At 40.7% G+C, this 21,414-nt stretch carries 19 protein-coding genes; 10 read left to right on the top strand and 9 right to left on the bottom strand.

The genetic code is table 11. The features are described 5' to 3' along the window. Positions 1-737: 737 nt before the first annotated feature. Positions 738-4,637 carry a PAS domain S-box protein gene (locus RM049_RS08345; protein ID WP_322703850.1) on the bottom strand — a complete coding sequence of 1,300 codons (3,900 nt, stop codon included), beginning with the start codon at positions 4,635-4,637 and terminating at the stop codon, positions 738-740. Between the two features lie 1,137 nt (positions 4,638-5,774). On the opposite strand from RM049_RS08345, the gene RM049_RS08340 reads away from it, so the two are divergent. Next, a complete protein-coding gene (locus tag RM049_RS08340; RefSeq protein WP_322691508.1) occupies positions 5,775-6,035 on the top strand; it encodes a hypothetical protein in 261 nt (86 codons plus the stop codon). A gap of 711 nt (positions 6,036-6,746) precedes the next feature. Here RM049_RS08340 and RM049_RS08335 read toward each other — a convergent pair. Then, on the bottom strand, positions 6,747-6,968 hold the full coding sequence (locus RM049_RS08335; protein ID WP_322691507.1) for a DUF4327 family protein: 222 nt from the start codon (positions 6,966-6,968) through the stop codon (positions 6,747-6,749). A gap of 95 nt (positions 6,969-7,063) precedes the next feature. Here RM049_RS08335 and RM049_RS08330 point away from each other — a divergent pair, with 95 nt between their 5' ends. Both RM049_RS08330 and RM049_RS08325 read left to right on the top strand, forming a co-directional pair. Continuing rightward, positions 7,064-7,204, top strand: coding sequence for a hypothetical protein (locus RM049_RS08330; protein WP_322703849.1), 141 nt, complete (start codon positions 7,064-7,066; stop codon positions 7,202-7,204). A gap of 261 nt (positions 7,205-7,465) precedes the next feature. Further along, positions 7,466-8,698, top strand: a complete 1,233-nt coding sequence (locus RM049_RS08325; protein WP_322703848.1) for a cysteine desulfurase-like protein — start codon at positions 7,466-7,468, stop codon at positions 8,696-8,698. Positions 8,699-8,932: 234 nt separating this feature from the next. Here the strand turns inward: RM049_RS08325 and glp are convergent, their stop codons facing one another. Together glp and RM049_RS08315 are read right to left on the bottom strand one after the other, a co-directional pair. Continuing rightward, positions 8,933-10,198 carry a gephyrin-like molybdotransferase Glp gene (gene glp, locus RM049_RS08320; protein ID WP_322703847.1) on the bottom strand — a complete coding sequence of 422 codons (1,266 nt, stop codon included), beginning with the start codon at positions 10,196-10,198 and terminating at the stop codon, positions 8,933-8,935. A gap of 37 nt (positions 10,199-10,235) precedes the next feature. Beyond that, on the bottom strand, positions 10,236-10,877 hold the full coding sequence (locus RM049_RS08315; protein ID WP_322703846.1) for a PEP-CTERM sorting domain-containing protein: 642 nt from the start codon (positions 10,875-10,877) through the stop codon (positions 10,236-10,238). Between the two features lie 308 nt (positions 10,878-11,185). On the opposite strand from RM049_RS08315, the gene RM049_RS08310 reads away from it, so the two are divergent. The 6 genes from RM049_RS08310 to RM049_RS08285 all read left to right on the top strand — a co-directional run bounded on the left by RM049_RS08310 (position 11,186) and on the right by RM049_RS08285 (position 15,532). Beyond that, positions 11,186-11,743, top strand: coding sequence for an RDD family protein (locus RM049_RS08310; RefSeq protein WP_322703845.1), 558 nt, complete (start codon positions 11,186-11,188; stop codon positions 11,741-11,743). Between the two features lie 43 nt (positions 11,744-11,786). Beyond that, positions 11,787-11,981, top strand: coding sequence for a 50S ribosomal protein L33 (rpmG, locus tag RM049_RS08305; RefSeq protein WP_094351774.1), 195 nt, complete (start codon positions 11,787-11,789; stop codon positions 11,979-11,981). Between the two features lie 2 nt (positions 11,982-11,983). Continuing rightward, positions 11,984-12,199 carry a 30S ribosomal protein S18 gene (rpsR, locus tag RM049_RS08300; protein ID WP_012411240.1) on the top strand — a complete coding sequence of 72 codons (216 nt, stop codon included), beginning with the start codon at positions 11,984-11,986 and terminating at the stop codon, positions 12,197-12,199. Between the two features lie 145 nt (positions 12,200-12,344). Continuing rightward, complete coding sequence (locus RM049_RS08295) at positions 12,345-14,405, top strand: ribonuclease R family protein (protein ID WP_322703844.1); 2,061 nt, start codon at positions 12,345-12,347, stop codon at positions 14,403-14,405. Positions 14,406-14,410: 5 nt separating this feature from the next. Next, positions 14,411-14,650, top strand: coding sequence for a type II toxin-antitoxin system RelE/ParE family toxin (locus RM049_RS08290; RefSeq protein WP_322703843.1), 240 nt, complete (start codon positions 14,411-14,413; stop codon positions 14,648-14,650). A 39-nt stretch (positions 14,651-14,689) separates the two neighbouring features. Then, a complete protein-coding gene (locus RM049_RS08285) occupies positions 14,690-15,532 on the top strand; it encodes a 2-isopropylmalate synthase (RefSeq protein ID WP_322703842.1) in 843 nt (280 codons plus the stop codon). Between the two features lie 74 nt (positions 15,533-15,606). On the opposite strand, the gene RM049_RS08280 is transcribed toward RM049_RS08285, so the two are convergent. The 3 genes from RM049_RS08280 to RM049_RS08270 form a co-directional block, all read right to left on the bottom strand. Next, positions 15,607-15,939 (bottom strand): hypothetical protein, encoded by a 333-nt coding sequence (locus tag RM049_RS08280; protein ID WP_322703841.1) that lies wholly within the window; start codon positions 15,937-15,939, stop codon positions 15,607-15,609. 82 nt (positions 15,940-16,021) lie between these two features. Next, positions 16,022-16,366: a hypothetical protein gene (locus RM049_RS08275; RefSeq protein WP_322703840.1), complete on the bottom strand. Its 345-nt coding sequence runs from the start codon at positions 16,364-16,366 to the stop codon at positions 16,022-16,024. 104 nt (positions 16,367-16,470) lie between these two features. Further along, positions 16,471-18,069, bottom strand: a complete 1,599-nt coding sequence (locus RM049_RS08270; RefSeq protein ID WP_322703839.1) for a B12-binding domain-containing radical SAM protein — start codon at positions 18,067-18,069, stop codon at positions 16,471-16,473. Positions 18,070-18,397: 328 nt separating this feature from the next. On the opposite strand from RM049_RS08270, the gene RM049_RS08265 reads away from it, so the two are divergent. Continuing rightward, positions 18,398-19,111: a hypothetical protein gene (locus RM049_RS08265; protein WP_322672656.1), complete on the top strand. Its 714-nt coding sequence runs from the start codon at positions 18,398-18,400 to the stop codon at positions 19,109-19,111. A gap of 8 nt (positions 19,112-19,119) precedes the next feature. Here the strand turns inward: RM049_RS08265 and RM049_RS08260 are convergent, their stop codons facing one another. Continuing rightward, positions 19,120-20,073 (bottom strand): NAD(P)-dependent oxidoreductase, encoded by a 954-nt coding sequence (locus RM049_RS08260; protein ID WP_322685231.1) that lies wholly within the window; start codon positions 20,071-20,073, stop codon positions 19,120-19,122. A gap of 202 nt (positions 20,074-20,275) precedes the next feature. Next, positions 20,276-21,337, bottom strand: a complete 1,062-nt coding sequence (gene hemE / locus RM049_RS08255) for a uroporphyrinogen decarboxylase (protein ID WP_322703838.1) — start codon at positions 21,335-21,337, stop codon at positions 20,276-20,278. Between the last annotated feature and the right edge of the window lie 77 nt (positions 21,338-21,414).

The following is a 21,414-nucleotide window of genomic DNA, read 5'->3' as shown; positions in this document are numbered from 1 at the left end:
TTAAACTAATATATCTTCTTGAAAAACTCCAGTTCTCAAGGTGGATGAGGTTTAAGTACTAAACACAATTTGGGTATTTTAGCCATGTTTTGGCATCCAGCGATCGCAAATGTCGGAATAAATCAGGGTTATCTGAAGCCTCTGAAAAGACTAAATACCGTAATACACGTTTTGGTTGATTTGTATAGTGCGTAAGTCCTAGTGATTAATGTATCAAATATTTTTTACCCCACCCTAACCCTCCCCGATATATTGGGAGGGAACCGGATTTTCTTGTTTCCCCCAATACATCGGGGGGATTAAGGGGGGTAATAATTCGATTAAAATCACAACATACCACTTTTCAAATATCCTCTAAGCCTCCGAGATCGAGCAGGTCATGAATCAGTTGTGATAAACGTTTGATTTCGTTCTCAATAGTTTGGAAAAAGCGATCGCGCTATTTCATTACAGCTAGAAAGCCCAAAATTAAAGCATACGCGACCTTTGACTTCCGCCTTGCGCTCCTAATATAGCAGGAGGCAGGAGGCAGTGTTTCGACTACGCTCAACAACCAGGCAGGAGGTAAAAACCTTGCTATTCATGATATTTACGCTTGTCATTATGTCCTAATCTACTTGGCAACTGCTATACAAGGCGGAAATAAACCAATCATTCCAAATCAACGAAACCCTTATGCTGTATACATTTTTAATTTTTAATTGTTAATTTTTAATTGTTAATTCCGCCTTGCGGTACTAGTCTCTGAATAAATTATGTAAGGTTTTTAATAATTCTCTGGCCGTATAGGGTTTTAATAAAACTGCTTGTACATTAGCCTCAGCAGATTGAGCAAAGATTTCCATTGAGTTGAGTCCGCTACAGGCAATAATTTGAACCTGCATATTCATTCTTCGCAAGGTGCGAATAGCGATGATTCCATCCATTTCTGGCATTATTAAATCCATCAATACGGCATTGATTTGATGCTCGTATTGGGCGTAAAGCGCGATCGCCTCAATGCCATTACTGGCAGTTAGTATCTTATAGTTATGGTTTTCCAAGATGATTGTGACAATCTCCCGAATTTGGGGTTCATCATCCACAACCAAAATCAATTCTCCCTCTCCTGAAAGCAAATCCAGGTCTTCTATGTTGAACGCTTGGGTTGCTTCCACTGCTGGTAAAAACAGGTCAAATTTGCTGCCTCTACCAACATTGCTAGACACTTTGATAAAACCGTCGTGGTTTCTGATGATTCCCAGCACTGTTGAAAGTCCAAGTCCGGTACCTGCATTGACCTCTTTTGTAGTAAAAAATGGCTCAAAAATTCTATCTATTATGTCTGGCGGTATGCCAATTCCGTTATCGGCAACGGTAATCACAATATAATGCCCAACCTTGGCATCAAGATTCATTCGCGTATAAGCTTCATCAATAAACTTATTTTCTACAGAAATATTGATATTACCGCCATCCGGTAAAGCATCGCGGGCATTTACTACCAAATTGATCAATACTTGATGCAGTTGCGTGATGTCTCCATTTACAGCCCAAATTTCTTTTGGGATAAACGTGGAAAGTTCAATAGATTTGGGAAATGTCTGTTTGGCAATTTGGACAATTTCTGAAATCAGATATTGGATTTGGATAATTGTCCGCTCTCCTTTATATCCTCGTGCAAAGGACAAGATTTGCTTTACTAAAGCTGCTCCGCGTTTGGCGTTGGTTTCTACAAGTGCCAACAGTTGCCCAGAACGCTCCTCATCTTGTAACAATGCTCTCTGTAACAATTGAGCCGCTGCCAAAATTGGTGTCAATATATTGTTCAAGTCGTGGGCAATTCCACCTGCAAGAGTGCCAAGGCTTTCCAATCGCTGGGTGCGAAAAAACTGTTCTTCGAGTTGTTTCTTTTCGGTGATGTCAGTGTCAACAGTCAGGATGGATTTGGGTTTTCCCGCAGAATCGCGCATCAATGTCCAGCGGCTTTCCACAATAATTTTCTGACCAGATTTTGTAACTTTATTTAACTCACCTTGCCACGAACCACTCTCAATTACCCTTTTCAGGGGTACTTCCAATTGCTGCTGAGTTCCTGCTGTGTAACAAATCTCCTGGAGGTTTTTTCCGATCGCCTCTGTAGAAAGCCAACCGTACATCCGCTCTGCACCTTGATTCCAGAATAAGATTTGAGACTGGAAATCTCGAACTAATATGGCATCGGTGGCAATATCAAGTAAAGCGGCTTGTTCAGAGATTTTTTGTTCTGCCAACTTGCGCTCAGTGACATCCCTATTTGTGCCGACGATCCGGATCGGCTGACCGATTTCGTTATAGTAAACCTGACCTTTGCAGTTTAACCAGTGTAAGCTGCCGTCGGGCCAGACAATTCGATACTCTATAGATCCCTTTCCTTGCTCAATCATCCGCGCTATACTCGCAGCCACTGATTCGCGGTCTTCTGGATAGATTAAATTAAGATAATCTTCATAGGTTGGACACAAGGTGTTGCTCGGTAGACCATAAAGTGGCCCCATATTGGCAGACCAAATACCAGTATTAGCGATCGGGTTCCGCTCCCAGATGCCAATTTGGGCTGCTTCGGTAGCTAAACTCAATCGCGCTTCACTTTCTTGCAGTGACTCTTCGACTAGTTTGCGTTCGGTGATATCTTCGGCGATGCCACCATAGTATTGAACTTTTCCTTGGTCATCATAGATAGCAAAGCCTCGATCCCATATCCAGCGCATCGATCCATCAGGTCGCAAAATTCGATATTCTATTGAAACCGACTCATTAATAAGCTGTTGCTTTGCTGCAATGGTTAAGCGATCGCGATCGTCTGGATGAGCAAAGTCTATCCAAGACTCAGGCCGCTCCAATAAACTTTGGCAAGAGCGACCCCAAATTTTTTCATAGGCAGGACTAACATACAAGGTTCGGAATGAATCTGTGCTGGCAATCCAGATAACTGCGTGGGTGTTTTCAGCAAATTTGCGAAATTTCTCTTCACTTTGGCGCAGTGCTGCTTCGGCAACTTGGCATTCGTGTAGCGTAGCTTGCTGTTCAGTCATATCTCTGCCTACCTCTTGGATTTCAAGAACCTCTCCTTTGTCGTTACGAATTGCGATCGCATTCCATTGAAACCAACGGATACCATTGACTGTCAATGCACGTCGCTCACGATTAATCAAGGGATGCAATGAAGATCCTAAAGCTGCCATATCTTCCATCGCTTCAGGTAAGTCATCTGGATGAAGAAATTGGAAAATTGACCGATCGCGAAACTCATCTTGTTTCCAACCGAAGGTTTGACAAGCAGCTGCATTGGCAAAGGTAATCTGCCCTTGCAAATCAATGCGGATAATTATGTCAGTTTGGCTTTCCACGAGTTGGCGATAGAGATTTTCACTCTGGTGTAATGCAACTTCTGCGCGTTGGCGATCCCTTCGGGCAGCTTCGCTAACGGCAATTTCTTGTTGCAACAGCACATTGGACATCACAAGTTCTGCTGTCCGTTTTGCCACTCGTTGTTCTAATTCCTCGTAAGCTTGGCGCAGTGATTCCTTTGCCTGGTGGCGTTCGCTAATATCGCTGAATAACCAGCGCCAGCCAACTTGCTTACCCTTTGAATCGTACATGGCGGCGGCTTTAATACTAGCCGGAAAAGCTCTACCTCCCCGTGGTTTTAAGTAAGCTTCCCACTTCTGTTCCTGCTGTTTATTAATTAGTCGAGTGTTAAAAGTTTGGCGGTCTTGGTAAGGAATAAATAAAATTAATGGTTTGTTTACCAAATATTTTTGGCGTACAGCCAGCAAGATTGCTGCCGCTCGGTTAGCCTCTTGGATAATACCTGCTGTATCAGTTACCAAATAAGCATCTGGAGCGAACTCAAACAAATTCTGGTAACGTTGACGCTCCAATTCTACTAGCTCGCGGGCAACGGCCAACTCTTCATTTTGTTCGCGCAGTTCTTCTTCCATAACCTGGAGTTCTTCGAGGGCTTGCTGAAGCTCCTGATTAACTTGCATAATTTCAGCCGATTGTGCCTCAACCCATAGCTTTAAGTTATTTTGAGTCTGGCAGCACACTTGCTGTATCTCTGTGTACTGATTAACCTGGCTAAATTCATCTCTGGGTTTTTGTAAATATTGCTGCAAGCCTTCAACGACCCCTACCATTTTTACCAAGTCAAAGGCTTGTAGCAAGCTAGTCTCGTTAATCACTCCTACCAATTGCCCGCGATCGTCTAAAACGGGCAAATAGCCAGTCTGATACTCACGCAATAACGATAAAGCGATGAAAATATCCTGAGAATCTGATTGTCTAAGGGTAATTACTGGCTGGGTCATCACTTCAGCCATTGTCACCCCAGATAAATCTATTCTCGAAGCTATAAGTCTAACTACATCTTTTTCAGTAAAAATGCTTAATAATTTTCCTCCATCCATAACCAAGACACAACCTGATATTGGTTGATTCCCAAGAGTTAAGTTCAGCGAATAATTTAAGTTGCTAGATGCATAATTAATACATCCTTGTTGACTCATCAATAAAATAGCTTCGATTACAAAACTATCAGGGGTAATCTTTAATGGGGAATAATTTATAACATGATTTAAACTAGGTAAGTTAATCAGTCGATCGTTAAATTGCATAGTTAATTTATCAATCCTAATAAGCTTTTTGATATTCAGGACAAATTAGCAGAAGTCAACAACAAGCAAAAGAAGTCAGCTGTTGAACATCAGAAATTATTGTGGCGTAATAATTATCAAGCAACTAGCAGGCGGCTAAATGTAATCATAAATTAACTATAAAGCAACTATAAATTAATTGTATTGATAAATACAGGCTTTAACTATTAGAATGCCTGATACATACAATACAATACAAGTTAGTAACTAAATTAGAAAGTAAATAAAATTTTAGAGTCGTCAAACTCATTCTATTGTCAAATTTATAGATAGATGATTTCCTATCTCAAGATATTACCTTAATTGATAGTTTTGATAGTCTTCTTACTGTGAAATATTTGAAATTAATTGATGAGTGCAAATATTAAACCCTTGGTCTCAAACATTGACAGAGGTTCATAATTTCGGCTTTTTTAATAAACTTTATCAAGACTTTCAATAGACAATACAAAAAATGAGCCATTGCCGGAGACGGTTTCCCTAAAAGTACTCCAATTAAAAAAATGCCCAATTGTCATTGCGGGAGCAAAGCAGAATGAAGCAATCGCAAAGTACTTGAGATTGCTTCGCTTCACTACGTTACGCTCACAATGACAGGTTTTGGATCGTTTATTTTTTGGAACACTTTAACATAGAGGAGACAGTCATGTGGGAAAGTTTCGCAACTTCAAGAGCCACTGCATTGAGCGAGCAATACCCAACTTGTAATCTTCCCTACTGGAACTTTGCGAACTCAGCATCAACTGCCAATAAATCAGAAGGAAAAAGAATTTGACTGGTTTATTCTTTATTCTATTCATAAGTAGGTGGCACGCTAGCAGTAACGCCGCTCTGAAGCCCCACATTTATAGTTATAAGAATTTATACGAAGATAATTTGAGGAACTTGTGAAAAAACCGCTAAATTAGCCTGAAAGTATTACTTAATAATTGTGTATAACTTTTTCTAAAATATTAAGTATTTTGACCATCCTCACAACTTCCTCATATTTAAAGACTATAGTCAAAATATAGACAGTTTCTTTTTAATATCTACGGGCTTCTTAAATAGCTGCCCTGAATCGCAATAACACTTTTATGAACAGGATTTGAGAAAAATATGAATTACTGTCCTTGCTGCTCAAGTTTACTTTTAGAACATGTACGCGGTGCAGAGACTTACTGGTTTTGTCGTCACTGCTGGCAGGAAATGCCTATTTATAATAGGCATAATCGGAACGAATCCAGTTCGTTCGCTGATGTTGTCATGGGAAAACTACCTAGAAAGCCTCAGAAAGAAAAACGTAGAAGTACTATTGTTTACGCAAGCCAATGGCAATCGATTACCGAATGGATTGGGCTAGAAGAGTTATCTACCTAATCCAATTTACTGAAACCGATTAGTCTAATTGCTTTTCTTGATCTCAGTAATTAATTGCTCAAGAATGTGAGACTATAGCCTAGGTTTTAGGTATTAATTGACACATTTAGAGAAAGAAAACAGAAAAATTTCTCAAACCCACAGCCAAAGAGGTGAGGTTGCTTCTGAGGTTAAGCTATGTCTGACTGGAGGTAGCAACCCCTAATTAACCATTCCTATGCAGAGTAGGCAAACGAGAGGACAATAGTAATACCATTTTGGATTTTAGACTTCGGCTACGCTCAGTCGAACGATTTTAGACTTTAGATTGTGAAACATCCATTAGATAAGTGTTTCAGTTTTCTATCTGTCGCAATCATTTTTCAAATTGGTATAAGTTTGTAGGACAACTCTCAAAAACTTGCGTGTACACCGTAGCTCGGTGTAAATAATTATTGTTGAGATAAAGAAGGTAGAAAAAGGGTTTGAATCTTGTTTACTTTTCTTCACACAGGTTGTTTTTATTGTGCCAACTTATTTAACAGAGAATTATGACGCTAGCAATGGTTCTCTGATCTTTTCAAACCAAAGCTATCCATCAAGATTTATTGCTTACTTTAATAATCTCTTGCTTATAGCCCCCGATTAATTCGAGAGTTTTTAATGTTGAAAAATGAATTTGTAATTTTGATTTTATGGGATGCAGCTAATAGGGTTTATCCTTATGTAGCCTCAATCATCTTCCCAAGATTCGTGATTCAGTAAATCGATAATTCTATCTCTGAGTAAAAATTCATTTTTTTCTAACTCAAGTTCAAAATTAATCCAGTCACGATGAGGAATATATTTACAAAGGGTATAAATTGGCTGTTGACGGTTAACAAGTCTCTTTTTAACAAGTTTAAGTGCTTCTTCTTTGATAACTTGGATGTCATATTTTACCGTAGTATTCATAAGTCGTTCCTTTATTTTCAATCAAGGAATTAAGGCTCAAAACAATAGTTGCTTTGACTCTCCCTTAAACTTATCAAATAAAATTGGCGAGAATTGTGAAGAATCAAGACATTAATAGTTGCTGGAAGTTAAATACAGGAGATTTCAACTTCTCGTGCGATCGCGAACAGTGTGTTGGAGGCAGAGGCTACGCTAACATGAGATACACAAACACCCAACCACTTTCCCATTTATAAGGGTTGTCACTACGTTGGTCGTCCCGACTGACTTGTTCGCTCTTAACCTTCCCGTTATGAAAGCAGGTGGAGTCTCTTGCAAAAGTCTCTAACACCTCACCCCCAACTTCTCCCCAAAGCATAGGGGAACGTTTGCTTTATTCAAATGCGGGGTGGGGTTCTTTATTTTTGATTTATGCAAGAAGTCTAATGTAGATGTTCTCTGGGCGACTTGTCAGAAGGTAGGCTAGGGTAAAGAACATTCTCTAGAAAACTTATATTATGCTCCTGAATCTTGATAAAGTTCGTCAATATTTTCCGGCTCTAGCTGGAGAGTGGACTTTTTTTGATAATGCTGGTGGGTCACAAACCTTGAAAAAAGTAGTAGATAGAATTAGCGAATTTCTCTTAAGTTCTGATGTCCAGTTGGGAGCTTCTTATGGAATCTCTCAACTGGCTGGAGAACGATTGGCTTTAGCAACTAGGGAAATGGCTACTTTCATTAATGCCAATTCTTATAAAGAAGTAGTCATGGGGCCATCGACTACAATGATGTTGAAAGTTCTTTCAATTTGTCTGGGTAAAACCTTCACATCTGGTGATGAAGTTATTGTTACTAATTGTGACCATGAAGCTAATATTGGTGCTTGGGTCGCTCTTGAAAAACAAGGAATAAAGGTTAAAGTGTGGAAAGTTCGCCCAGATACTTTAGAACTTCATTTAGCAGATTTAGAACCATTGATGAGTCAGCGCACAAAACTGGTAGCCTTGACTCATGCTTCTAATGTTCTGGGAACCATCAACCCGATCAAAGAAATTGCTGCATTTGTACACGATCGCAACGCTATGATTTGTGTAGATGGTGTAGCTTATGCACCTCATAGATTAGTTGATGTCCAAGATTTAGATGTTGATTTCTATACTTTGAGTTTTTATAAAGTCTATGGGCCGCACCATGCCTTACTTTATGGCAAAGAAGAACATTTATTAAGATTGCCTGGTCTGAACCATTATTTTATTGACCAGACAGATATACCTTATAAATTTCAATTAGGGAATGTCAATTTTGAATTAAGTTATGGAATGTTAGGTTTATGTGATTATTTAAGTGAATTAGCACAACTGCACTATGGGAATGAAACTGCACCTGATTTGAGAAATCAAATGGTGCAAGCATTTGATTTAATTAGCATACATGAAGAACATATTAGCGATCGCCTCTTAAATTACCTCAACAGTAAGCCGAATGTGCGAGTGATTGGTCAATCAAAGGCTGACCGCCAAACCCGTGTACCAACTATATCTTTTGTCGTCGATGGAATAAATAGCTCAACCATTCCGGCAAAAATTGACCAACATTATATTGGGATTCGCTACGGAGACTTTTATGCTAAACGGCTGATTGAATACCTGGGTTTAGCGTCTCAAGGTGGAATAGTCCGGGTAAGTATGGTGCATTACAACACCCTTGAGGAAGTTAACAGCTTGATTGAGGCTTTTGAGCAGATATTTTAACTAATTCGTAATTCGTAATTCGTAATTCGTAATTATTGGGTTTAATTCAAGATGCTTGGGTTAAACCTTTTTTTCATCTCCTGCTCTCCCTACTTGTCTTAAAGCCAAGCAATTAAAGTTGAATTCTGCCTCTCCTACAAAGATGCTACGCGCTTGTCTATACGTGGTTTTCTTTCACATAGTGTTTAAATCCCTTTATGCAACTGTTTTTAATTACGAATTACGAATTACGAATTACGAATTACTAAGCTGCAAAACTTGCACTTCTTCTTGTGGCAAAATTAATGTTTTACCCACGGGTAGAACGGCTAAGGCATTGCTTTGAGCTAAATTAATTAAATTGCCGGAACTGTGACTTCCACCAGCTTTGTGAAATTCATAAACTCCATCAATTAAATGCAATTTACCCCAAAGGTAAGTTTCACGTTTGCCGTTCGATCGCAATTCATCATGCGATCGCACTTTCAAAAATACTGGTTCCCAACTTTCAGTTATTCCCGAAAGTTTCTTGATTGCTGGTAGCACAAATCGCCAAAATGTCACCAACACAGCAGCAGGGTTTCCTGGTAAACCAAAGTATAGTGCTGAGTGTGGAGAGACGCGATTAATCGCGTCTGTACTGGGGAAAGTGGAGACAGTCAGGGGTTTTCCTGGACTAATTTGCACAGCCCGAATGTGGATTTTTGCTTTTAGTGACTCTAGAATTTTGTCAACATAGTCATAATCTCCCACTGAGACGCCACCAGAAGAAAGAACTATATCAGCGATCGCAACAGCGTGAGTAATAACTTTCTCCAAAGCAACTGGATCGTCTTTCACAATGCCTAAAATTAACGGTTCTGCGCCACTTTGTCTCACCAACGCTGCCAGTGCATATTGATTAGAATCCACAATTTGCCCCGATTGCAACGGTTTATCAGCTGTCACCAGCTCATCACCAGTGGAAAAAATTGCCACACGCGGACGGCGGTAAACAGTTAATTGCGGACACTGTGCTGCTGCCAATACGGCAATTTCTGAGGCATTTAACTTAATTCCTGCTGGTAGTAGTTCTGTTCCAGCTTGATAAAAAGATGCTTTGTGTCTAACAAATTCTTGCGGTTTTGGTGCATCCAGTATAAATACGCGGTTTTCCTCGCGGCGTGTTTTCTCTTGCATGACTACAGTATCCGCACCTGCTGGGATTACCGCACCTGTAAAAATTCGTGCGGTTTGCCCTGGTTGAATCGTAGACTTGGGCTGATACCCAGCCGGAATCTCTTCAACAATTTCTAAAACGGTTGGTTGTTCGGCGCTACAGTGCTGTACATCTTCGTAGCGAACTGCGTAGCCATCCATTGCCGAATTATCCCAATGGGGAAAATCTAGCGGACTGGTGACAGGTGTTGCCAAAATGCGACTATCTGCTGTCAATAAATCTACAACTTCTGTATCCCGTTGACGATCCAACGGTTGTACTAAATTTAAAATAATTGCTTGTGCATCGCTGACTGATAACATAGCGATCGCCTCCGACTTTTTTCTTTATCCCTGTAAACTAACACTGACCAATTTTAGATTTTAGATTTTGGATTGATTTCTGCTTGAGGGTAAATCCTAAACTACACACTGCTAGTAAACCGATAATTATGCTTCCTTCGGGGACTTTGGATACCTGAACCGAATTGTTGCTTAAATCTAGGATTTGCTTTGTGCCTGCTGCATCTCTATTATTAAAACCAAATTCTTTTGTTAGAACCTCATCACTAAAACCTTCATCTATAAGCGCGAGATTATTATTAAGCCATGTGTCGCCAGGAAACTCATCATCTTTGCCAACATCAAAAGGACCAAAGATTTGCTCGGTAGTGCTATCAAAGTTGAATCTTAAAAAGCCGTAGTTAGACACCCCACCAAGCACTGGAGTGAAACTATTTATCAGATTACTCAAGGGATCAAAAAAGGAAATTGAGAGAGATTGCAAGTTCTTCGTAGCTCCCAAACCAGCTTCAGAAATGATGCTGGGAGCAGTTGTTGTATCGTAGTTAAATGAACCTTTCGCTGAATAACCTGTGTCTCCTTTCCAGTTAAAGTTAAACTCAGCAGCATGAGCCAGGTTGTTGGTGGTTATGGCGATCGCTAACGCTAAAGTAGTAGTCGTCACCAGACTAATAGCTGTTTTAGTAAACAGATGTGTCATAGATACAACTTCCAAATTAATTAAAATGAAGTTTCTACAACAATACAATATAGATGTACAACCCTACTGTATGTTGCATCCATGACGTGTAGCGGCTACTCTATGAGATGTTAACCAAGTATTCAAAGGTATCAAAACTTACTTATATACCCGCTCTTATTTTTGAGTCGTGCAGTTGGTAGTTGTACAAATTTTTGTTAGCTGGTTTTTGTTCTTTGACAGCGCAGCAACTAGCCAAGTCATCATCTTAATATTAAAAACAGGAGCGATCGCTATTTCCCAACCCCTAAATAAAATACTTATTTTGTATGACTATCGAACGACTTCCCCAAAAACACTATCCCAAAGCTGAGATTGGGCGGCGAGGTATGGCATTGGGACTTGATTTCCTTGGTGTCTGGTTAGTCAGTTCCCTACTGGGAGGCGGCGATATCGGGATTCAATTTCTTGAAATCTTAGTTTTTGTAATACTTTGGCTGGTTTTGCGAGTAGTGGTGGTATACAACAATCAAGGGCAAAGTTTAGGGCGTTGGGCGTTCGATTTAAAGGTATTGGAAGTCGAAGATGGGGAAGTAGTGGGCAGAATTCCCGATTTGCTCTCACTAATGAAGCGAGAGGCGATTATCGGCTTGGGTGCTTTGTTAGTGTCAATTGCCCTGAGCAATATTAGAGCCAATCCCACTGCTATACTGCTAGTAATTCCCCTAGCAATTGATTGTGGGACTGCTTTCTCTGATACCCAGATGCGGCAGGCTTTACACGATCGCTATTGTGGAACTTTCATTGTTTCGTCGCGTCGTGGCTACTCGCTCGATATAAAAATTAAAAGATTAGTTGAAAATATACGGCGGAATGTGAGAAGATAGTCATTTGTGTTAATTCTCTTCAGGCTTCACTGTTTGTAAGATTATGGCTAAGAGTAAAGGTGCCCGCATTATTATCACACTAGAGTGTACTGAGTGCCGGACAAATTCAGATAAGCGTTCTGCTGGTGTTAACCGTTATACCAGTACCAAGAATCGCCGCAACACCACCAACAGGCTAGAACTGAAAAAGTTCTGCACCCACTGCAACAAACATACCGTTCACAAGGAAATTAAGTAGAGATGAGTTATTTCCGTCGTCGCCTTTCTCCGATCAAGCCAGGAGAACCAATTGATTATAAAGATGTTGATTTATTGCGTAAGTTTGTCACCGAGCGGGGAAAGATACTGCCACGTCGGATTACCGGGCTTACGTCTCAGCAACAGCGAGAGTTGACATTAGCAATTAAACGTTCGCGGATTGTGGCTTTGTTGCCATTTATCAATGCGGAAGGCTAAAAAGAGTGATGAGTCAGAAGTTATGAGTTATGAGTTATGAGTTATGAGTTATGAGTTATCAATTAACTTTTCACTCCTCACTGCTCACTCTTAACTACTCACTCCTAACTATTTAAACTGTTCACCAAATTAGAGTGCGAGAGTTGTGGAGAAGGGGACGCTAGTTGAATTTAGGGTTCAAGGCGATCGCCGTCTGGGCATCGTAGAACGTCCAGACGGTAAAACCCGCTGGTTTGTGGTAGACGAACGCGGTCAATCCCACAGCCTCGCGCCTAGACAAATAACCTATACAGTTACCAAAGAGACTTATAAGGCTTCTGAAATTGCCAGCTTTTTGGAGCAGATCGAGCCTTATTTAGACCCATCTAGTTTAGAAGTGGCTTGGGAATTACTGGTTGAAGATGGGGAAACAGTTACCCCAGACCAAATGGCGAATCTGCTATTTTCAGAATCAGCCGCGCCTGCTTGTTACGCCGCCTATTGCTTGTTATCAGACGACAAACTTTATTTCAAGCAAAAAGGAGACGCTTACGAGCCGAGAACTGCTGCTCAAGTGGCAGAACGCAAGCACCAACTAGAAGTAGAGGCACTAAAAGCTAAAGGACAGCAGGAATTTTTAACTCGTGTAGAGCAGGCGCTCAAAGGTGAAGCAGTAGAATGGCAGCGCCACGATCGCCAGCGTTTAGAAGGACTAGAAAAATACGCAGCGCTAATAGCTGACACCGTGCGGACGGGGGTTAATTATGACTCGTTGGCTCGCGCTTATCCGCCCAGCGCTCCAGTATTAGAAACTATGACCATGCTGGGACGGCCCACGACACCCCAAGGAGCCTTTCAACTATTAGTTGATTTGGGTTGCTGGAGTCCTAATGAAAACTTGTTCCTGCGGCGTTCTTCAATTCCGATTCAATTTCCTCATAAGGTATTAGAAGTGGCGCAACAGCGTTTGGATTTCCCGCCGATTGACTCAGATACAAACCGCCTTGATCTGACTCACCTGAAGGTTTACACCATTGATGATGAAACTACCACAGAGATCGACGATGGTCTAAGTTGGGAAGTACTCCCCGATGGACGGGAACGCCTGTGGGTGCATATCGCCGATCCCACTAGATGGTTAGTACCGGAAGATGAATTAGATTTGGAAGCCAGAAAGCGCGGTAGTACAGTCTATTTACCGACGGGAATGATTCCCATGTTCCCAGAGGTATTGGCAACTGGGCCAATGAGTCTGATCCAGGGAAAGGTTTGTTGCGCCCTGAGTTTTGGGATTATTTTAGGTACAACTGGGGGAGTAGAAGATTACAGCATTCATACCAGCTTAATTAAGCCGACTTATCGCCTCACCTACGAAGATGTAGATGAAATGCTGCAATTACGGGTACAAGCAGAACCAGAAATTGCTGCGATCGCAACTTGGGCACAAAAACGCAAAGCTTGGCGTTACGCTCAAGGAGCAATTAGCATCACTATGCCCGAAGCGACGATCAAAGTCAAAGGCGAGGAAATCCACATTGATATTTTGGACGATTCTCCATCGCGGCAACTGGTAGCAGAAATGATGATTGTTGCCGGTGAAGTTGCGGCTCGTTATGGTAAAACTCATAACATACCTTTGCCTTTTCGCGGTCAACCGCAACCAGAACTACCTCCAGATGAGGAATTGCTTCAACTTCCAGCCGGATTCGTTCGCGCTTGCGCCATGCGTCGTTGTATGCCCAAGAGTGAAATGAGCATTACGCCTTTGCGCCATGCTGGTTTGGGCTTGGATACTTACACTCAAGCAACCTCTCCCATCCGCCGCTACAGTGATTTACTCACCCACTTTCAAATTAAAGCTCATTTGCGGGGTGAAGTTCTGCCATTTTCCGCAGACCAACTTAAAGAAGTGATGATGACTGTCACCAGCATCACCCAAGAAGTGACGATGGTGGAACGACAAACTAATAGATATTATGCTCTAGAGTATTTACGCCGTCATCCAGAGGAAACTTGGGATGTAACAGTGTTGATGTGGTTGCGAGAAGACAGCAACTTAGCTCTAATTTTGTTAGAAGATTTGGGCTTGCAGTTGCCAATGGCTTTCAAACGTTCTGTGAAGTTGGGCGAACAGATAGTGGTGAAAGTTAGCCACGCCGATCCACAAAAAGATATAATCCAGTTTCAAGAAATAATTTATCAAGAAGCTCAGACAGCGGCGAATTAACTAATTTGTCATTTGTCATTTGTCATTTGTCATTTGTCATTAGTAATAATCGCCTAGTATTATCATCGGCTGATTTTCCTAATATCGGGCAAAGTTTCGATAATTTTGCCCGCGGGTTACGGAGTTTTCCAGTAGAAGATTATTTAATATTTTATCGCCCTATTGATGGCGGTGTGGAAGTTGTACGTATTGTCAGCGGTTATCGGGATTTAGAGACAGTTTTCTTAAGTGAGGATATTCCTTAAGATTGTATTTGATGTAAGCGATCGCTATCTCTAGCCAATATGTCAGAAAATAATCACAAAGTAATTATTTTTGATACCACCATGCGTGATGGAGAATTGACGCCTGGTGTAAAGATGAATTTGCAACAAAAAATTATTATCTCCCAATTACTCGAAGAAATGGGAGTAGATATTATTGAAGTTGGTTATCCAGGAAGTTCTCAAAAAGATTTTGATGAAGTCTTTAATATTTCTAAAATAATTAAAAATTCTACTATTTGTGGGCTAGCTAGTTCAAATTCAAATGAAATAATCACTCTTGCTGAAGCAATTAAACCAGCAATCAGAGGCAGAATTCACACTTATACTCCAGTAAATATTAAAAACCAGTATAAATTAACCAAAGAAGAAGTATTAGCAACAATCAAAGAGAGTGTTTCTCTCGCACGCAATTACTGTGATGATGTAGAATGGAGCGCTTTTGATGCCCCCAGAAGTGAGCCAGATTTTTTGTGTAAATCTATTGAAACTGCAATCAATAGTGGTGCTACTACTGTTAGTATTCCTGATAGCTTAGGTTTGGCATCGCCAGAAGAGTTTTTGCAACTTCTGCAAATGATTTTTAATCGAGTGCCCAATATTAACGAAGTTGTAGTTTCAGTACACTGTCATGATGATTTGGGCATGTCGATAGATAATTCACTCATTGCTTTAAGTTGCGGCGCGAGGCAAATTGAATGTGCAATTAATGGTTTGGGTGCGAGGAAAGGTAATGCAGATTTGGCGAAAGTTGTAACAGAGGTTTTAAAACAAGACAAGTATCAACTTGAAATTAACACTTCGTTAATCAGTAAAGCAGCAGAGCTAATTTTTGAAATAACTGGGATTGCAAAAGCAAAATAGTTTTTATAGGGTGTGTTACGCCAAAGGCTAATGCACCACTTGACTGAATTAAGAATTATTGATGTTTATCTTTGCTATGCTCGCGGCTTTTCTGGCATAGGATGAGATGATGGTTGGACAACTTCATTACCTGGGTCTACTGCCTCTGCTCCTCTTGAAGCTTGTCTTATAGCATGAGATGATGGTTGGACAACTTCATTACCTACCAAGATATTGGTATTAGTACTGTTATTCAAACTATTCACTAGTTTTCTACGAAGTGACTCTAAAAACATAGTATCATTACCAAGATCGGAAGCTTCGTCCTCATCGATATCTTCGATTTGATTGAGTCGTTCTTGATATTTCTCAATCAGGCCATCGATGGCTTCAATGATAAACTTTATGTCCTTAAACGACAGATTCATTGTAATTTACCTACATAAAATAGCTTTATGTCACAAAAAATTCAACTAAATTCAAAATAAAAAATTTATAATTTTGTTAGCATTAACTTATTTTATAAAATAATTCATCTACCAATTTCAAGGCTGCTTTGTATTCATCTATCAACATCGCTCTAGAAGGTTTCCATAACCAGTGGTTATCGTGGTCATTTACCAATATTTGCTCTGGAATTTCAGTATTGGATTCTAATTTCCACCAGTTTTTGCCATATCCTTGAGTGGTAAATGTTGATACTCCTCCGGGCGATGTCCCGTCTGGTAAAGTAGTCATGACCCAGACTTGACCATCTTTATTATAGGTGGCAATATCTTTATTAGGTCTAACATTCTCCATTCTAGGAGAATTAGCATTACCTTGCCGATAGAGTGCGATTGGTGTTTTTGCCATTCAGTAAGTGTCAATTTATGACTATCATACTTTGAATAGCATACTGGTTTTAATAACGGCTAATAAGTAATTTTTTCACTTTTACCTATTAACCGTTACTACATTTAACTAACTACTGCTTCAGCTTTTTCCTCAGCTTTTTCCTTAACTAGCACATAAGGTTTTTCTGCACCTTGTGCCAAATACTCAGCTAACTGACTTTCAATTTGATCGCGCACAATTTGGCGGTATTCCAGAAAATGCTCGTTGTGGGCGCAAACAGCGATGTAATGTTCAATAACTCCAGGGTTACGTTTGAGAATGCTAAATAAATGATGCCAGAATTTCCAACGGGTTTCCCGTTTGATTCCTTGTCGCCAAATCACAATCAGCAACGCTTTTATAACTACCCACTCTGGCATTTTCGCTGGCGCTTTCCAACTCGGCAAGCCCATCATCAAGAAGCAGCGATAGGTACGATCCAAATATTGTACTGGGTCGTATAATGTACAGAATGCCTCAATATATTCTCTGGCTAGTTCTTCCAGGGGACGGGTGGGAAGGAAGTTCATCAATGTTGTTTGGTTGATGTTGCCATCTTGATTTTCCCGTAATCTTCCTTCTTTTTTCAGGCGATGCCAAAGTGCAGTGTTAGGTAACGCTTGCAACATGGCAAAGGTAGTTGAGGGAATTGCTGCTTGTTCCGCAAAACGGACGATGCGATCGCCTGCGCCTGCTTTTTCGCCATCAAACCCAATAATAAACCCAGCCATTGGGCGCAATCCCGCTTTAGTAATAGTTTGCACTGCCTCAGTTAGAGAACTACGAGTATTTTGAAACTTCTTAGTCATTTGCAAACTATCCTCATCCGGTGTTTCGATTCCCAAAAACACCGCCGAGAAACCGCACTCAACCATCAACTCCAACATTTCTGGATCTTGTGCTAAGTCAACTGAAGCTTCCGTATCAAATCGGAAGGGATATTTGTGTTCTGCCATCCAGACTTTTAACTCTTTCAGCAACAACTTTACATTTCGCTTGTTGCCAATAAAGTTGTCATCCACCATGAACACACCCCGCCGCCAACCCAATTCATAGAGGTAATCTAACTCTGCTAACAATTGCGCTGGGGTTTTGGTGCGTGGTTTGCGCCCGTAGAGAACAATAATGTCGCAAAATTCGCATTGGAAAGGACATCCACGCGAAAATTGCACCGACATCATGTCGTAAGCATTCAATTCTAATAAGTCAAAGCGGGGTATTGGTGTGCTGGTGACATCAGGCTTTTCTGTGGCGCGGAAAGTGCCAGATGTGTCTCCCCTTTTTATTGCCTCAATAAACATGGGCAGCGTGATTTCCCCTTCATCCAGAATCAGAAAATCTGCGCCAACATTTTCAACTTCGTGAGGTACAGAGGTGGGGTAGGGGCCGCCAACTGCGACTAACTTGCCACGTTTTTTTGCTTCCTGGATTTGTTCAAGTAAATCTTGCTTCTGGACAATCATCGCAGAGAGGATTACTATATCTGCCCATGCCCATTCTGCTTCTGTTGCTGCACGGATGTTGCGATCGACCAACTTGAATTCCCATTCTTGGGGCAAAATCGCGGCTACTGTTACTAAACCCAGAGGTGGTAATAAAACCTTGCGATCGACTAACTCTAGGATTTTTTCATAAGACCAAAAGGTTTTGGGAAATATTGGATACACTAACAGGATTCGCATGTAGTATCAATCCTCACACTTTGATTGTTATCCCACTCTAACGAAAATAAAGAGTTATTGACTTTTTATTAAAGTTGTTTTATTTTACCATTCATATTTTTAACTTAAATGGACGACTAGTACAGCACAGCGTAAATCCAACCACCATCTCAATTAACCAGACAAGTTGCTCTGAGCAACTGGTTAAAGGTAGGTAAACTTTCGCCACAGTTTACTAGGATTTCCTTAAAAAGACTCCCACATATATAAGAATTATTGTCATTTAGCTGTATCGTGAAAAGAGAAGCAAATTAGAAAACAAGTGTAGGCTTCCGAATAAATCAATCAGATGATCGCACAATGGCTCTCAAAAGCTTTTGCACAAAGTTTCAGGATTCTCCTTGCCGTTACATTTGTCAGTACTACATTTCCTGTGGTTGCATCCGAAGATAAATCTAGTTCTAGTAATCAACGTAATCTCCTTCAAACTGAGATTACACAGCAGGATCTCAAAATCATCGATCGATTAGTAGCTATTGCTGAACGCAACTCAGCCCAAGTGCTGGAAACAAAAGCTGCAATGGGATTGAATGCTTTTAGAGATGTCTTAGCTATCGAATTATCTCCGGCTCTAAGTACGATCTCAACATCACCAGATTCCCCATCTGAGCGCTCAAACAGTTTTTCCTTAACCGTTACAGTTGACCCGATTAAATTCATTAGTACTTTTGGGCAGCTTCCTGTTTTGCAAGCTCGTTGGAAGGAAGCTAGACAGCAAAAAAGATTAGCTATCGTGCAATATTATGTTGCCTATCTCCAAGCCCGTCAAGCAGCTTTAATTGCCACTTATCAAATACAAAAAATTACTGGAAGTTCTGACATTGCCAATCTTTATTCCCAAACAAGTTTTCCTAAGAATGTCAATCATCTTGCTAATCCTGATTACGTTGCAGCTGCAACGTCTTTGTTAGAAGCAAACACACGCGAACGATTGACATTGGAAGAATTGGCAGCTTGTGTCGGCTTATCTTCGCAAGAAATGACCGCTATCATTAGCAAATAATAGATATTTCATACACGTTTAACACCGCTAATTTTCAAAACATCACTCATGGTTGCACAATAATTTGGTAAGCCGAAACTATCGGGATTGATGAATTTTTCGTATGTAAAATGTCGATAGTTCATACAAAACCGATCCCAAGCGGCCATGCGAATGCGGAATAGAACAATAATCAAATTAGCCAATGCTATAGATATGGGAATACGAAAGTAAATCTTTTTGCCCAGATAAGCACAAACTTCTTCCACTGCTTGATTAGCAGTTAATGGTGCTTGACCTAAAACAAGCCTACGTGGTTGATTATCTTTAGCAGGACGATCGATCAGATATCGCACAACAGTGGCAATGTCTCGTCCGTGGATAAAGTGAAAACTGCCATCTGCTTCTAAAAAGCGAATCAAATTGATATATTTTGTCACTTCTGCAATACCAGATGTGACAGCAGAATCAGGTTTATTCGCATCACCGCCAAATACTACAGTGGGAAAAACTGTGGTAATTTTGGGTGCGATCGCTAATTTTTCTTTTTTCTCTAAGCACTCATATTTAGAACGGATATAATCTGTCCCAATTTCCCCGGCTTCTTTTAATGGTTGATTGTAGCGATCCAAAACGCTAGCTGTCGAAAAATAAATTACCTGTTGACAACGTTCTGGATCTAGGAGTTCGAGTAACTCTATAGTCTTGACGACATTAATATCAAATGTTTGCTCGCCACCCCAAGCTGTGGCTGTGAGTACGGCTGTATCAATTGTGGATAGCAAATCGGCAAACTGGCGAATATTTTGCATATCACCTTGTAAAACGTTGATACCTGAACGTGCCTTGGTATCAACTTGCAGTTTGCTTGGGTTCCTAACTAATAGATACAGTTCGTGATTTGTTTCTTTAATTAAGGCTTCTGTTAAATAATGACCTACACAACCACTTGCACCAGTCACTAAAATCCGTTTCTGGCTCATAATAAGATTTTAATAAGTTAGAAGTTAGGAGTTAAGAGTTAAGAATTAAGTTAAAAGTTCCCTATCAGGAGTTATTTATAAAGTTAGGAGTAAGAAGTAAGGAGTTAAGAATAAAAGATAACTTTGTACCTCGCAACTCATAACTTGCAACTCATAACTCATAACTCATAACTCATAACTCATAACTCATAACTCATAACTCCTAACCCTTAACTCCTGCAAGATTCAATTCCTTCGCAGTTTCAAAAAAGAAAGCGACATTTTCTTCTGGAGTTTCTGGTAAAACACCGTGACCGAGATTGAGAATATGACCCCAATTCCCAGCTTTGCGAACCGTATCGAGGATGCGATCGCGAATAAACTGTTTAGAGCCGAATAACACGCCTGGGTCAAGATTTCCTTGAACTTTCATTTGCTTACCCAATCTGGCTCTTGCATCTGCCATATCCACTGCCCAGTCTACACTGACAATATCAGCGCCAGATTGTCCCATTCTTTCCAACACACCCGCACTACCGCTAACTAGCAAAATCAAAGGTGTATCGGGATGGGTTTGCTTGACTTGCTGGAAAACTCGCTGCTGATAGGGGAGAGCAAAGGTGTCATAATCTTGAGGACTCAATTGACCCGCCCAAGAATCGAACATTTGCACAACTTGAGCGCCAGAGTCAATTTGGTAGCGGGCATAGATGGCGATCGCATCTGCTAATTTAGCTAATAATTGATGCAGTATCGCCGGATCTGAGAATGCCATGTTTTTGATGATGGAGTAGGTTTTAGAACCTTTTCCTTCAACTGCATAAGCTGCTAATGTCCACGGCGCACCCACAAAACCCAACACCGTTGATTTATCGCCTACTTCCGAACGCAACGCTTGCAAAATTGTCTTGATAAATGGTAGAGCTGCTTCTGGTTCTAAAGGATGCAGACGTTCAATTTGTTCTTGAGTGCGGAGGGGCGAGTGAATGATTGGCCCTTTACCTTCGGCAATATCCATGTCAATCCCCAAACCAGGTAATGGGGTGACAATATCAGAAAATAAAATTACTCCGTCTGGTTGGAAAGCTCTCCAGGGTTGCAAAGAAACTTCAATTGCTACATCTGGAATTTCGGAGCGATCGCGAAACGAAGGATACTTTTCTCTTAAGTCTCGATATGCTTTCATATATCGTCCCGCTTGTCGCATCATCCATACAGGGGGACGATCTACTACTTCACCACGAGCAGCCCGTAAGAGATGAGGAGTCGTTGAATAAACACCCATTTATTACTTCATCCTATTTATGCCACTGTTTAGCTTATCATTCTGGGATTACGCTTTTCCAGCAGGTTTTCAGGAAA

The organism is Nostoc sp. DedQUE04 (assembly GCF_034530995.1).
Classification (GTDB): Bacteria; Cyanobacteriota; Cyanobacteriia; order Cyanobacteriales; family Nostocaceae; genus Nostoc.
Note: the sequence above shows the minus strand (reverse complement) of the source record. Positions and strands in the feature narration are given on the sequence as shown.

Coding starts and splice junctions, on each gene's coding strand:
- RM049_RS08335 (WP_322691507.1), bottom strand. CDS start 6,968: ATGAATACTACGGTAAAATATGACATCCAAGTTATCAAAGAAGAAGCA.
- glp (WP_322703847.1), bottom strand. CDS start 10,198: ATGTTATCAGTCAGCGATGCACAAGCAATTATTTTAAATTTAGTACAA.
- RM049_RS08260 (WP_322685231.1), bottom strand. CDS start 20,073: ATGAGCCAGAAACGGATTTTAGTGACTGGTGCAAGTGGTTGTGTAGGT.
- RM049_RS08340 (WP_322691508.1), top strand. CDS start 5,775: ATGAATTACTGTCCTTGCTGCTCAAGTTTACTTTTAGAACATGTACGC.
- RM049_RS08270 (WP_322703839.1), bottom strand. CDS start 18,069: ATGCGAATCCTGTTAGTGTATCCAATATTTCCCAAAACCTTTTGGTCT.
- RM049_RS08325 (WP_322703848.1), top strand. CDS start 7,466: ATGCTCCTGAATCTTGATAAAGTTCGTCAATATTTTCCGGCTCTAGCT.
- RM049_RS08280 (WP_322703841.1), bottom strand. CDS start 15,939: ATGAATCTGTCGTTTAAGGACATAAAGTTTATCATTGAAGCCATCGAT.
- RM049_RS08345 (WP_322703850.1), bottom strand. CDS start 4,637: ATGCAATTTAACGATCGACTGATTAACTTACCTAGTTTAAATCATGTT.
- RM049_RS08275 (WP_322703840.1), bottom strand. CDS start 16,366: ATGGCAAAAACACCAATCGCACTCTATCGGCAAGGTAATGCTAATTCT.
- RM049_RS08265 (WP_322672656.1), top strand. CDS start 18,398: ATGATCGCACAATGGCTCTCAAAAGCTTTTGCACAAAGTTTCAGGATT.
- rpmG (WP_094351774.1), top strand. CDS start 11,787: ATGGCTAAGAGTAAAGGTGCCCGCATTATTATCACACTAGAGTGTACT.
- hemE (WP_322703838.1), bottom strand. CDS start 21,337: ATGGGTGTTTATTCAACGACTCCTCATCTCTTACGGGCTGCTCGTGGT.
- rpsR (WP_012411240.1), top strand. CDS start 11,984: ATGAGTTATTTCCGTCGTCGCCTTTCTCCGATCAAGCCAGGAGAACCA.
- RM049_RS08310 (WP_322703845.1), top strand. CDS start 11,186: ATGACTATCGAACGACTTCCCCAAAAACACTATCCCAAAGCTGAGATT.
- RM049_RS08315 (WP_322703846.1), bottom strand. CDS start 10,877: ATGACACATCTGTTTACTAAAACAGCTATTAGTCTGGTGACGACTACT.
- RM049_RS08285 (WP_322703842.1), top strand. CDS start 14,690: ATGTCAGAAAATAATCACAAAGTAATTATTTTTGATACCACCATGCGT.